The sequence below is a fragment of the Robertmurraya korlensis genome (assembly GCF_023715225.1).
Taxonomy (GTDB): domain Bacteria; phylum Bacillota; class Bacilli; order Bacillales; family Cytobacillaceae; genus Robertmurraya_A.
Genome location: NZ_JAMBNS010000003.1, coordinates 240,595 through 253,149, shown reverse-complemented (window position 1 = coordinate 253,149; position 12,555 = coordinate 240,595). Strand labels below are relative to the sequence as shown.

Below are 12,555 nucleotides of genomic sequence, written 5' to 3'. Positions count from 1 at the left end.
CGTATGAAATTTCGACTAAGCAGCGCGTATGGAGTCATGGAAGAGGTCAGGGAAGGGAAGCACTCAGGAGTGGATTTAGCAGTCCCAGAAGGCACCACATTAAGAAGTATCGTAGAAGGAGAAGTCGTGAATGTGTACGATGGCTCTGGTCCGATTGGAGAAGGAGTTAAAATTTTAGGTGAGGATCATCGTGAATATATTTACGGCCACATGAGCGATGTAGATGTAAAAGTTGGAGATAAAGTCCAATTCGGAGACGTCATCGGAGAAAGTGGAAACACAGGAAATTCAACGGGGGCACATCTACACTTTGGAGTGAAAGAAGATGGAGAGTTTGTGGATCCGTCCGTCCTGGTACCGAGATTGGATAGTATAACCGGTGATATAGAAATTGATGATTCTGTTGCTTGGTATGACATTGAAGGAAGAATGGATTTAGCTTTAGAACATGCCAAGGAAGATATGAAAGAAGAATTTAAGGAAATGATTTTTGAATTCTTAAAAGCTCTTAGAGATGTCACTTTAGATTTAATTGATGCAATCACTATGTTAGGTGGAGGAGTCTTTATCATCTTAGGGGCATGGAGACTGAAGAACGCTAATCGATGGGTAAGTATTTTGTTTGTATCAAGAATACTCATCAAAGCTTTACTAGGAGGGTACATCGGATGAAATTCAGTGAAGTGTTTCAAGTTGTTAAACCTCAATATGTTTTCCTCAAGCTTAAACCCAACAATTCTATTCGCAATAATTCCACTCATTTAGTCGCAAGAACCATTTCCAGTATGTATAAAAACGTATTTCAATCGATCGTAGTTGAAGAAAAGAAGTTAGTTAGATTATTAGGAAAGGAGTTTTTCTTAGGTACCAAATATCAGTTTCATGTCCAAGGAAAGGTAGCGTACTTCGTTTACATTGAAAAGAAGAAGATTGAGTTTTATTTCATCGTCCCTAAACAGTATGAAAGCATTCTAACAGAAAAAGTCGGTGACGTTTGGAACAACGTTACGATTGAAGAAGTAGGCGAGCTACCTAGTTTCCATGAGAAGGCCACGAAGTATCAGCTAGTGTATGAGAAAGAAGATGCGATGAGCTTAAAAGTAGATCGGAGAGATAACGACTTGTTGCGCTCCAATTTAAATATTGTTGATGTCCTTGAGGAAGGAGATAAAGTGGGAATCATGTATAACTTTATTCCTTCTTCTCAGGAGAGCTTTAAATTTAGTTACAAAGCTACTGTTGAAAAGGTAAAGAAAGGAATACCGGTGGAAAGAAACAAGATGGGAGCTAATTACCTCTTTAAGATGGCTATCGGTATTGTTGATGGTCTAGTGAAAGACGTAAGTGAAGTATTAGCTGGGAAGAAAGAACAACTCGCTGAATCATCCTGGTTAGAAACGCTTGTAGATCGTCTACAAGGAGGAAGGAAATTAAGTGAAGGAACCGAGAGTAAGATTAGAAATCAAATTCTCCCTTCTCAGATTATTATTCTGAGTGAGAGTCAAGATAAGCTACGTGAAATGAACAACGGAAGAAGCTTAGCGAATAGTTTTGAAATCATTAGTGAAGATAACCGGCTAGTAGCTAAGAAATTAGGAGGAAAGGTCAATCTGTTGAAAAACAACCTAGGGACCGAAATCAATAAATTGAGTGACCAGGAATGTCAGAACTTTATCTCGCTTGCTGGAAGGGAACTTTTAGAGATGCATGATTGCATTGAAAAAGTTGAGACTCATGAAACCTTGGTTCCAGAGGATCTTCAAAAAGGAAAAGTATCAATTGGGGAGTCCACTTACAGGGGGCACAAACAAACGGCTTATCTTACCACCGATCGAGAATATGAAAACTTATCACTGATCATCATCGGTCCCAATCGAGCAGGAAAATCCACTCTCATCGGAAACTTAACCAATGATGCTTTAAATGTAGATGAATGTGTAGTGCTGTTTGATTTCATAGAGAATTGTGAATTGAGCTCCGAAGTGGCTGCTCTTTTTGATCCGGAAAAAGTATTAGTGATCGATTGTAGCGATGATAAAAAGGCTGAAGGACTTGGATATAACGAAATAAAGAAAAGCGCCGATACATTTGAGCAATACAAAAACGCTAAGCTTCAGACTAGCCAATTAGAAACACTGGTGAATTCAATTAATGCAGATGAAAGTCGTCTATCGCCAAAGATGGAAAGATATCTACAAAGTGCTGCTAATGTGGTGTTCTTGGTTGGGGGCTCTATAAAAGATGTATTTACAGTATTACAAAACCACAAGGCACGTGGTCAATATCTTTCTAAAGTACCTGAAAAACAATACGAAAATCTTGAAGAATATATGGAGAGTTTACGTGAGCTGGACGAACGAGACAAAGACGGGTTAATTATCGGTACGAAGTTGCACTTAGTTGTAGGTATTATTGATCGCCTTAACAAATTGAAAGCTAATGCATTTATGGAGTTGATGCTGAAGAAGAGTACAGATCAAAACATTGATTTAGTTGAAGAGACTCAAAAAGCTCAATTGATCATTGTTAAAATGCCAGAAACCATGTTTCCAACGGATAATGAGAAGGACATTTGCTCCACGTACTGGATGACGAAATTATGGTTAGCCATGCAAGTAAGAGCAGATAAAGTTCGAGACAAAAGTAAACGTCGTAAGGTTAACTTCATCATCGATGAACTATACCAGGTTAAGAATACAGAACGTTTTTTAACTGAAAAACTTTCACGTTTACCTAAGTTCCGAATTAAGCCAATTATCAGCTGTCACTATTTGAATCAGATCAAAACCATTAGAGAGGAATTACGATCGGCAAATGCAAGTTACATGTTAATAGCTGGATGCGATAAAAAGAATTTTGATGAATTGAAAAGTGAATTGTATCCATTTACTGAGGAGGATTTATTGAGATTACCTCGGTACCATTCCATGAACCTTATAAAGAGTCGAGAAGGATACGGCCGTTTTATAACAAAATTGCCTAAACCAGTAGGAAAGAAGGAATCAGCAAATGCTTAATTTAACGATTTATCATTGTTTCTTTTGTCGTATGGATTTTGGGTTATCGGAGATCATGCAGCCGTACTGTCCTTGCTGCAGAAATGAAGATGATGTATTACTGATTGCTGAATCTAAAACTCTTTATCTAAAGGAGGAGACAGTATGAGATGTGCCTATTGTGATAATCGGTTAAAAGGCGAAGATCAGGTTGTGGTATTCGATAGTGAATTAGTCCATGATGGTGATTGTTTTATAAAGTATGTACGTGAACATTTTGCGGAAAATACAACTACCTATCTGGACTATTTAGAGGAAGAGTTAAACGCATAAAAAAAGACGGGCAAAAAACCCGCCGAATACCCGCCCGATTTTTAAAAAGATTTAATGTATATTAATCCACACTTTTTATAAAACCTTGTTAAACCAACGTTTTAACTTAGAAAAAACGGAAAATATTCTATTAGCCATTATGATATTTATACATCCATAGAATACCTGATTTTAATAGTCTTGCCACTCGTCCAGTGATTGGACGTTCTGCTACTAATCCAAAGCCATGCTTTTTACCTAAAGAGCCAAGAACTCCCTTTAACTTTATAACCGGCATTGTTTCAGGAAGCGGTTCGTTTGACCATCTTTTTAAGAGAATTTGTACAATCTGTTCCGCTTGTCCTTCTGCTAATTGAGCGCTAGGTGCGTGCGGTAGACTTGCACAGTCACCCACAATATACACATGTTCATCATGAGGTAAATTGTGATGAACAGTTAGGACCACTCGCCCTTGATGATCCTTTTCAACATCAAGGTTTCGTATAATTTCTACGGGTTGAATGCCTGCAGTCCATACAATCGCATCTGAATGTAGTGGCTCATCGTGATTGTATAAAGTATTTTCTTCTACCTTTGTGATATGTGAATTGTTAACAATTTCTACTCCGTGATTATCAAACCAATTTTCCACATACGTTCCTAAACGAACAGGGAAGGCAGATAAGATATGATTTCCACGGTCGAATAGCTTAACCTTTAAATCAGGCCTGCTTTCATTTAATTCACTTGCTAGTTCTACTCCGCTCAAACCTGCCCCAACAATGCTGACAACAGATCCAGGCGAAAGGTTATTCAATGCTTGGTACGTTGTTCTAGACTTTTCGATCGATTGAATGCTATACGTATATCGATCCGCACCTGGAACATTATGGTATTTGTCTTCGCAACCAAGTCCAATTACTAAATCATCGTAAGTGATTAGGTCATTATTCACGAGAACGGTTTTCTCTTCAAGATTAATATCTTTAACCTCTCCGTATTTAATTGTAAGTCTTGGGTGCTCAGGGAAAGCTACCCGTACATGCTGATCGGAAATCGTACCAGCTGCTAGAGCGTAATATTCTGTTTTTAAGCAGTGATAAGGAATTTTATCAACTAGCGTAATGGTTACATCGTCTGGAAGTTGAGAGGGTAATAAGCGTGCGAGTATTCTCATTCCCCCGTAGCCTCCGCCGAGAATAACGAGATTCTTCATAATCAATTTCCCCTTTTTCTCTACAGTTGAGTTGCTATTCTCTCTTATAAAAACGTTTGCAATATGATGACATATTACAATGATAAATATTATATATGTTTCAAAACACCATAAAAAGTATAACGAAATTGTGACAAAACCACAACACATTCAGTACAATTTCTTGACAATTAAAATTTTTGGAAGGAAACTACCTACTTGAACTTTTTGGTTGGACAAGGTACATTTACTTAGTAGAGGTGGGAGAAATGATAAAACCAATTATAGAGTTTTGTATAAGCAATTTAGCAAGTGGTGCTCAAAAAGCACTCGAACAGCTTGAAAAGGATTATGACCTAGATATCATTGAATATGGGTGCCTTGGCTATTGCGGCAAATGTGCATCAACACTGTATGCACTAGTAAATGGAGAAGTGGTGTCTGGGGAGACACCTGATGAACTGGTTGAAAATATTTATCAGTATTTAGAAGAAAATCCAATGTTTTAACATACAAAAAAGGGTCACCTCATAGGTAGACCCTTATTATTATATTTTGGTTTTTTGCTCTTCACGTATTTCCTGCCAACGATCTCTTGCCATTTCAATGATTTTGGCCTCATTAAAGCTTCCTTGTTTTTCGATAACCTTTGAAAAATATCTCACTGATTGGTCGACCTGACCTGTACGTCTTGATAGCTCCGCAATCATATAGAGAAGCCGAAGCTCGGTCATTTGCGTTCCACGATAATCATCAGTGATATAAGCTTCCATATACTCGTCCACAGCAAGCTTCATAAATCGTTGCTCCTGCTCGTGATCTAACATTGCTCTGTAGATCCAAGCTAGTCTCATAAATAAACCAGCAATAGATACATGCTTTTCTTTTTTTAAAGTTCCGCAATAGGCGGCAAGTTTAATTGTTTTTGCGGCCACTTGATACGACCTTACTTCACCAAAGCTGCGCGGGAACCACTGTTGGGCTATTTTAGAATCAATGATTTCCTTGCTGCCTGGTGGAAAATAGGGGGCAAAGTCATCTGTAAATGAAAAGCCGCATTTCGGACATACCGCAACAAAATAAAGGTTAGGATCATTTTCTATGTTTTCATATGTAGGGGCAAAGTCAGTGTCATAGGACTTTGCTACTACAAAACGTGAGCGAAGCTTCTTTGTGGTAAACTTGGTTTTACACATCATACATTCACATTTCTTATCATAAAGCGGCTGTAGTTCAGTCATTGTCACACACCCCTTTTATTTTTACGACGATTTTAATAATACTATTGTACCTTATTACTTGTGATAAAAGAACTATAAAATGTTATATTTCAAAAGAAGAAGGCTTAACGTCTTAAATTTACATAATATAGTAGATTGTATGGGGAAATGTGTCATTTAGCACATGTAATTTCCAGCATCTGGTGGAATAGGTAAACTAAGTTGCTATTTAGAACCTATGATTTCCAGTATCTAGTGGAATTGTTGAACTAAGTTATCACTTAGAACATGCAATTTCCAGTATCTAGTGGAATCACTGAACTAAATCGGCTTTTACAACATACTGATTCCAACATTTGGTAGAATCTATGAACTAAACCGAAATTTAGGTAGTCCTATCCTTGGGTAAAAGTATCAAAAAGGCAATATTTCTCCCCAGCCCCAGCCCAATTAACCAAATGCCCATTTGTCAAAACCAATTCCATTTTTCTAAGTCCGTTCAGTTGAGTATAAAGACATTGCTGTATATACTAAAAGTAAAGATGTTCGAGGGAGGAATGAATAATCATGAAAGACATTATTATTGTGACAGAAGCGGCTGCACTTCAAATAAAAGATATGATGAAAGAGAACGAAGAGGAAAATGCGTACTTACGCGTAGCGATTAAAGGTGGCGGCTGTAGTGGCCTATCGTATGGTCTTGGTTTTGCTCATGAAGTAGAAGAAGGCGACACGGAGCTTGTTCAACATGGAATTACGTTCTTAGTTGATAAAGAGAGTGCTCCTGCGTTGGTAGGAACCGTTATTGACTATAAGCATTCCTTAATGGGTGGAGGCTTCACCATCGAAAATCCTAACGCCATTGCTTCATGTGGGTGTGGTTCCTCTTTCCGTACAGCAACCAACCAAGGTACACCGGAAGAATGCTAAAAAAGTGCAAGGTTCATCCTTGCACTTTTTTATTATTTAAACATAGAAGAGCTATGAAGCGGCTGTGCTTTTGCCTTTGGATCAATAAATGTTTTTGCGTTGTTCACGGCTGTTGGTGCTTCGCCGAAGCCGCAGGCAATTAGCTTTACCTTTCCTTCGTACGTACAGATATCGCCCGCTGCATAAATGCCGGGAATATTCGTTTCCATTTTTGAATTTACCATAATAGAGTTTTTTGAAATCTCAAGTCCCCATTCTTTGATGGGACCAAGGGATGAAACGAATCCATAGTTACAAATTACAGCATCGACTTCGACGGTTTCTTCTGTTTTATCATTCACATTTTTTAGCAGGACCTGAGCAATGTCTCCTTTGCTGTTCGAAAGTAAATCAGCGGGGACATAGGGAGTTTTTATCTCCACCTTGGAATGTTGAAGGTTTTGTACACTGTGCTCGTGAGCACGGAACTTATCACGACGGTGAACAATCGTTACTTTTTCGGCAATCGGTTCGAGCATTAAAGCCCAGTCAACGGCTGAATCTCCACCGCCGAATACCACCACCTTTTGACCAGCAAATTGGCGGAGATCGTCAATAAAGTAGTATAGATTTTTCCCTTCGTATTGGGAGGAGTTTTCTAACTCTAATCGACGGGGCTGAAAGGCTCCATTGCCAGCAGTGATGATAATTGTTTTTGAAAAATGGACTTCTTTATTCGTGATTAACTTAAAGGTTCCATTTGTTTGTTTCTCGATTTTTTCAACGGATTGCTCTAAGCAAATGGTTTGATTAAATGTAGCCATTTGCTCCTTTAGGTTATTGACTAACTGTTGAGCTCGGACTTTAGGGAATCCAGCAACATCATATATATATTTTTCAGGGTATAAAGCGGACAATTGCCCACCTAACTGTGGCAAGCTTTCAATCAATTTAACAGTAGCTTGTCTCATTCCCCCATAGAAGGCAGTAAATAGTCCAGTAGGTCCTCCGCCAATAATGGTAATGTCGTAAACTGTCTGGTCCTCTTTCATTCTATATCCCCCTAACTATGTGTAGGATTTATCATTTCATACTACCAAAAGTATTAAAAATAGCCCGGAGTTATGACTAAATAATGAAACTCCCTCTGAATAAGTCACTAATAGCAAGAGGATTGTCAGAAAAGTTTACCATTTATGTGATCGATTTTTGGTAGATTTTCTGCTTGAAAAAGTGAATGAAAAGGAATATGATGATATGTAGACATATTGTTAACTTTTTGTGTCTTTTTTTCAACATTTTCTTGTCTTCTTTCGTGAAAAACATCACAAACTTTTCGTTGTTATTATAAAATAAATTCCTTTATAGAAGCGGAAGATAAAAAAAACACAAAAACTATATATAAAAAAAGGTGGGTTTGAACGTCTTGAGAAAACCAAAAATTGTAGTATTAGGTGCCGGATACGGTGGATTAATGACAGTAACAAGATTACAAAAGCAAGTCGGTGTTAATGAAGCAGATATCGTCCTTATTAACAAAAATGATTACCACTATGAAACAACATGGTTACATGAAGCGTCAGCGGGTACATTACACCATGACCGTGTACGTTACAATGTAACAGATGTTATTGACACAAACAAAGTGGAGTTCATCAAAGGAACGGTTCTTTCAATCAACCATGAAGAAAAGAAAGTGGTACTTGATAAAGGTGAAGTTGAGTACGATTACCTTGTAGTATCACTAGGTGCAGAGCCAGAAACGTTCGGAATTAAAGGTTTGAAAGAGCATGCATTTGCAATTGCTAACATCAATGCAGCACGTCAACTTCGTGAACATATTGAATATCAATTCGCAACGTACAATATGGAAGAAGAAAAGAAAGATGAGAGATTAGCAATCGTTGTTGGTGGTGCAGGATTTACAGGTATTGAATTCTTAGGGGAATTAACAAACCGTATTCCTGAGCTTTGCCGCGAGTACGATATTGATTTCGGTAAAGTGAAACTAATTTGTGTAGAGGCAGCTCCAATGGTGCTACCAGGATTTGATCCAGAGCTAGTAAGCTACGCAACAGCACAATTAGAGCGTAAAGGTGTAACATTCATGATCGGTACGGCTATTAAAGAAGCAACTGAAAATGGAATTGTTGTTGGTAAAGGCGAAGACGAAGTAGAAGAAATTAAGGCTGCGACAGTGGTTTGGGCAGCTGGAGTTCGCGGTAGCTCAATTATTGAAAACTCTGGTTTTGAAGCAATGAGAGGTCGCGTAAAGGTTCAACCTGACCTACGTGTTCCTGGACATGACAATGTATTCATCATTGGTGATTGCTCTTTAATTATTGACGAAAAGGTTAATCGTCCATACCCACCAACAGCTCAAATTGCCATGCAACAAGGGGAACTTTGTGCAAGCAACCTAGTAGCTCTTATCCGTGACAAAGGTGAGTTAGGTCACTTTACATTCGATAACAAAGGTACAGTTTGCTCACTTGGACACGACGATGCAATTGGAGTAGCATTTGGTAAAAAGATGACTGGTGGAACGGCTTCATTCATGAAGAAGATGGTTGATAACCGTGCATTATTTATGATCGGTGGACCTTCACTAGTTCTGAAAAAAGGGAAATTCAACGTTCTATAATAGATGAGAAAGAACAAGCTGAACAAACAGCTTGTTCTTTTTTGTTAAAAAAAATCCATGCTTTCGGTGATATAATAATTGTATAAGTGGGGTGTGGAATGTGAAGAAAACGGAAAGAGGAAAGGTCTGGCTGGCAGTGGCTGGTTTGGTTATAAATGCACATGGTGAGTGGCTTGTGGTAAAAAAGAAGTACGGTGGGCTAAAGGGGAAGTGGTCTCTACCTGCGGGATTTGTAGATGAAGGGGAAACAGCAGACGAGGCTGTTATTCGAGAGGTAAAAGAAGAAACAGGATTAACCTGCCGTGTTGAACAATTGCTTGGAGTACGAACAGGAGTCATTAAGCATGAAATTAGTGACAATATGATTATGTTCCTTCTACAGCAAACAAAGCCTGAAGAGAGTATTGTTATTCAAGAAAATGAGCTGTATGAAGCTGCTTTTATCCTTCCAGACCAGCTGCTTGATGAGAATACAGCTTCGATTATGCTTAGATATATGATTGAAGCGATATCATCTGAAGAAAGATTGAAAGTCGACAGTATTGATCCTGGACAGCAGTTTGGATACACATCATACAAGTTGTTTTTATAATTATTAAAATATTTAGAAACGCTATGAAAAACTGAGAAAAAAACACTTGTATGCGTTTCCAATCTTTGTTTTTGGAAGATTTTCTTACTTTCCTTTTTTGTTTTTTCATGATATATTATCTGAAAATTCAGTCGTTTGGAAAGGTTGATGAAAATGAGTGCAGTGAAGGTTGAAACAAAGGAATGTCTTTATTGCTCAGGAAAGGGTTACTTCCAGCTTTTACTTGGTGGCTCAGAAACATGCCCAAGCTGTGGAGGAACTGGAAAAGAGAAAGAATCAAAATAACCAAATTTCCTCCGTATATGATGCGGAGTATTTTTTTGTCTTTCTTTCCTCCCGCCATTATATTGACGAAAAACGATTGCTTTTAGTACACTAAAAGTTGATGTGTGAAGGGGGAAACAATCAAATGCCAATGACGATATTTGTTCTACCAATATCGATGCTTTTGTTTTTTGTTTTATTTTTTGGAATCGGATTCATCTTAAATATGCTACTAAGAATGTCGTGGATTATGGCAATCATTTATCCAATCGTTTCGATCCTCATTGTTGATGTAGTTAGCTTCAGTGAGTATTTTACAAATAGTGCAACTGCTTTTCAAGACTTGGGGAACCGATTTATGAATCTAGCACTTGCAGATATTCTAATTTTAAGTAGCGGAATGGCAGGAGCCATACTGGCTGGAATAACGATAAAAATGTTAAGAAATAAGGGATACCGCATGTTTTAGCCTTCACATCTGTGGAGGTTTTTTTGATTTATATGTGAACTTGTTAAAATATACCAAAATCTATTAATTCACTAAAATATGAATACTTCTTTCAGAAATGGGAAATGACTATTTTTGGGAGGAGTGAAAAAAGATGAAAATGGTGAAATTGTTTATAAGGCGTGTCATGCTGATGGTGTTGTTTATTGGAGCATTAGGTGCAACATTTCAAAGCATCTCTGGTGTAAAAGCTGAATCTCTACTGGCAAATACAAATTATGGTGACGAAGTGGATACTGAGGATTCTGTTTTTGATCACACCGTAAAACAAATTGGGTTGGCATTTAAATTCTTAAATAATATAGCTAGTGAAGAAACATTAATCTCATCAAGTGAAGAAGTAATCGGGGCTCCACCAAAGCTTGAAGAAGCATTTGATTGGGGGCAATACCCGAAAGCAACGGTAACAGCCACTGGCTACACTGCAGGAGTTGAATCAACTGGAAAGAACCCTGGGCATCCAGAGTTTGGAATTACATATTCAGGTGTCAAGGTAACGAGAGACTTATTTTCAACAGTAGCTGCGGATTTAAATGTTTTTCCAATCGGAACCATTCTCTTTATTCCTGGATATGGATACGGAGTGGTTGCCGATAAAGGTGGAGCGATTAAAGGCAATAAGGTAGACCTTTATTATGAAACAGTTGAAGATGTGTATAACAACTGGGGTAAGAAAACAATTGAAGTGTATGTTATTGAAAAAGGTGACGGAAAGCTAACTGAAGAAGAGCTTCGTGCCTTAAATGAGGACAAAGCATTACAAGTATTCCGTCAGCAATACACGAGCTCAGAAAGTAAATAAGTAAAAGGCGAGTTTCTCATGAGAGGAACTTGCCTTTTTAGTTTTCCTAATTATCCTGATTAGTTAAGTGGAAATATTATCTTTGTTTATGTAGTGATGAACCGTAGGAAGAATGCAACGAGAACACCAGTAATTCCTCCAAAGAATACTTCAATTGGTTTGTGCCCAAGTAGCTCTTTTAACTCTTTTCGTTTCTCTTGTTCTGGCTTATTTGGCCACCCTTTTGCTTCATCTAGAAATTTATGAAAGTCATGTACAAGTTGATTTAATACAATCGCTTGTTCTCCAGCTTGTCGTCGTACACCTGTAGCATCAAACATGGTAATAATAGCAAACACAGCTGCTACAGCGAATAAAGCGGAATCAACCCCAGCTTCAAAAGCCACGCCGGTAGACAGTGCGGTTACAGCAGCAGAATGGGAGCTAGGCATTCCTCCTGTACTCGTAAGCAGGGACCAATCAATTTTTCGTGTAGCCAGATACTGAATAGGAACCTTTACAAACTGAGCAAAAAAGATTGCGATCAAGGAAGCGATTAATGGGAAGTTAAATAAAAATTCCATAAATATATACCTCTTTTCTCCATCATGAATCAATATCACAAAAATTCTAGTTATAACATGATTTTCCCATTTTCCTTTGCTAAGATAGTGGTAAATGTAGCACATTTAGGGGGGAAGTCATTGTCACACTATCCAGCTGAATATTATGAGTTTTTTATTTCTTTTAACGAAGGCGATTATTATACTTGTCACGATTTACTGGAAGAAATGTGGATGACTGATAAAGGAAATTACTTTTTAAAAGGATTATTACAAATGAGTGTAGCCATTTATCATTACGAGTACGGTAATGTGGTTGGTGCAAGATCAATGATGAAGGTGGCTTATGAATATTTAGACTCGTATCGTCCCAAGTACTGGGGTTTGGACGTTGAAAAGCTCCATGCATTTATTTACCAGTGTCTTACTATTATACCACAACATATGGATCGAATTCCCTTTGAAGAAGTAGGGACTCTTCCAAGACTCCCCCAGTACTACTTATTTTTAGAAGAAGATAATTAGATATTCGAAATAATTTTTTATATAATAGTTTTATAACAGATGGAGG

The 12,555-nt window shown here is 37.9% G+C and carries 16 protein-coding genes; 12 read left to right on the top strand and 4 right to left on the bottom strand.

The features are described from left to right. Window positions 1–3: 3 nt before the first annotated feature. The 4 genes from M3175_RS07705 to M3175_RS07690 are packed head-to-tail and all read left to right on the top strand — an operon-like array spanning window position 4 to window position 3,329. Entirely contained in the window at window positions 4–672 is a 669-nt protein-coding gene (locus tag M3175_RS07705; protein ID WP_251516994.1) for a M23 family metallopeptidase, read from the top strand. After that, a complete protein-coding gene (locus tag M3175_RS07700; RefSeq protein WP_251516992.1) occupies window positions 669–3,017 on the top strand; it encodes a type IV secretory system conjugative DNA transfer family protein in 2,349 nt (782 codons plus the stop codon). The genes M3175_RS07705 and M3175_RS07700 overlap by 4 nt, the downstream gene beginning before the upstream one ends. Then, window positions 3,010–3,165 carry a hypothetical protein gene (locus M3175_RS07695; protein ID WP_251516990.1) on the top strand — a complete coding sequence of 52 codons (156 nt, stop codon included), beginning with the start codon at window positions 3,010–3,012 and terminating at the stop codon, window positions 3,163–3,165. The genes M3175_RS07700 and M3175_RS07695 overlap by 8 nt, the downstream gene beginning before the upstream one ends. Next, complete coding sequence (locus M3175_RS07690) at window positions 3,162–3,329, top strand: hypothetical protein (protein WP_251516988.1); 168 nt, start codon at window positions 3,162–3,164, stop codon at window positions 3,327–3,329. The genes M3175_RS07695 and M3175_RS07690 overlap by 4 nt, the downstream gene beginning before the upstream one ends. A 130-nt stretch (window positions 3,330–3,459) precedes the next feature. On the opposite strand, the gene M3175_RS07685 is transcribed toward M3175_RS07690, so the two are convergent. Beyond that, window positions 3,460–4,524, bottom strand: a complete 1,065-nt coding sequence (locus tag M3175_RS07685; RefSeq protein WP_251516985.1) for an NAD(P)/FAD-dependent oxidoreductase — start codon at window positions 4,522–4,524, stop codon at window positions 3,460–3,462. A gap of 248 nt (window positions 4,525–4,772) precedes the next feature. On the opposite strand from M3175_RS07685, the gene M3175_RS07680 reads away from it, so the two are divergent. Next, window positions 4,773–5,012, top strand: a complete 240-nt coding sequence (locus tag M3175_RS07680) for a YuzB family protein (protein ID WP_251516983.1) — start codon at window positions 4,773–4,775, stop codon at window positions 5,010–5,012. 39 nt (window positions 5,013–5,051) lie between these two features. On the opposite strand, the gene M3175_RS07675 is transcribed toward M3175_RS07680, so the two are convergent. Next, the gene (locus tag M3175_RS07675; RefSeq protein ID WP_251516982.1) at window positions 5,052–5,744 is read right to left on the bottom strand and encodes a DUF2225 domain-containing protein; all 693 of its coding nucleotides are present in this window, start codon (window positions 5,742–5,744) and stop codon (window positions 5,052–5,054) included. 546 nt (window positions 5,745–6,290) lie between these two features. On the opposite strand from M3175_RS07675, the gene M3175_RS07670 reads away from it, so the two are divergent. Further along, entirely contained in the window at window positions 6,291–6,653 is a 363-nt protein-coding gene (locus M3175_RS07670; protein WP_251516980.1) for a HesB/IscA family protein, read from the top strand. Window positions 6,654–6,685: 32 nt separating this feature from the next. Here the strand turns inward: M3175_RS07670 and M3175_RS07665 are convergent, their stop codons facing one another. Further along, a complete protein-coding gene (locus tag M3175_RS07665; protein ID WP_251516978.1) occupies window positions 6,686–7,684 on the bottom strand; it encodes an NAD(P)/FAD-dependent oxidoreductase in 999 nt (332 codons plus the stop codon). A gap of 374 nt (window positions 7,685–8,058) precedes the next feature. On the opposite strand from M3175_RS07665, the gene M3175_RS07660 reads away from it, so the two are divergent. The 5 genes from M3175_RS07660 to spsC all read left to right on the top strand — a co-directional run bounded on the left by M3175_RS07660 (window position 8,059) and on the right by spsC (window position 11,442). Continuing rightward, window positions 8,059–9,276 (top strand): NAD(P)/FAD-dependent oxidoreductase, encoded by a 1,218-nt coding sequence (locus tag M3175_RS07660; RefSeq protein WP_251516976.1) that lies wholly within the window; start codon window positions 8,059–8,061, stop codon window positions 9,274–9,276. A 100-nt stretch (window positions 9,277–9,376) separates the two neighbouring features. Further along, on the top strand, window positions 9,377–9,868 hold the full coding sequence (locus M3175_RS07655; protein WP_251516974.1) for an NUDIX domain-containing protein: 492 nt from the start codon (window positions 9,377–9,379) through the stop codon (window positions 9,866–9,868). 153 nt (window positions 9,869–10,021) lie between these two features. Beyond that, a complete protein-coding gene (locus tag M3175_RS07650; protein WP_371321673.1) occupies window positions 10,022–10,153 on the top strand; it encodes a YuiA family protein in 132 nt (43 codons plus the stop codon). Window positions 10,154–10,277: 124 nt separating this feature from the next. After that, on the top strand, window positions 10,278–10,601 hold the full coding sequence (locus tag M3175_RS07645; RefSeq protein ID WP_251516972.1) for a YuiB family protein: 324 nt from the start codon (window positions 10,278–10,280) through the stop codon (window positions 10,599–10,601). A 133-nt stretch (window positions 10,602–10,734) separates the two neighbouring features. Next, entirely contained in the window at window positions 10,735–11,442 is a 708-nt protein-coding gene (gene spsC, locus M3175_RS07640; protein ID WP_285852207.1) for a stationary phase survival protein SpsC, read from the top strand. An 86-nt stretch (window positions 11,443–11,528) separates the two neighbouring features. Here spsC and M3175_RS07635 read toward each other — a convergent pair whose 3' ends face one another. Beyond that, entirely contained in the window at window positions 11,529–12,005 is a 477-nt protein-coding gene (locus M3175_RS07635; RefSeq protein ID WP_251516970.1) for a divergent PAP2 family protein, read from the bottom strand. Between the two features lie 120 nt (window positions 12,006–12,125). Here M3175_RS07635 and M3175_RS07630 point away from each other — a divergent pair, with 120 nt between their 5' ends. Continuing rightward, window positions 12,126–12,509, top strand: a complete 384-nt coding sequence (locus M3175_RS07630; protein WP_251516968.1) for a DUF309 domain-containing protein — start codon at window positions 12,126–12,128, stop codon at window positions 12,507–12,509. Window positions 12,510–12,555: the final 46 nt, after the last annotated feature.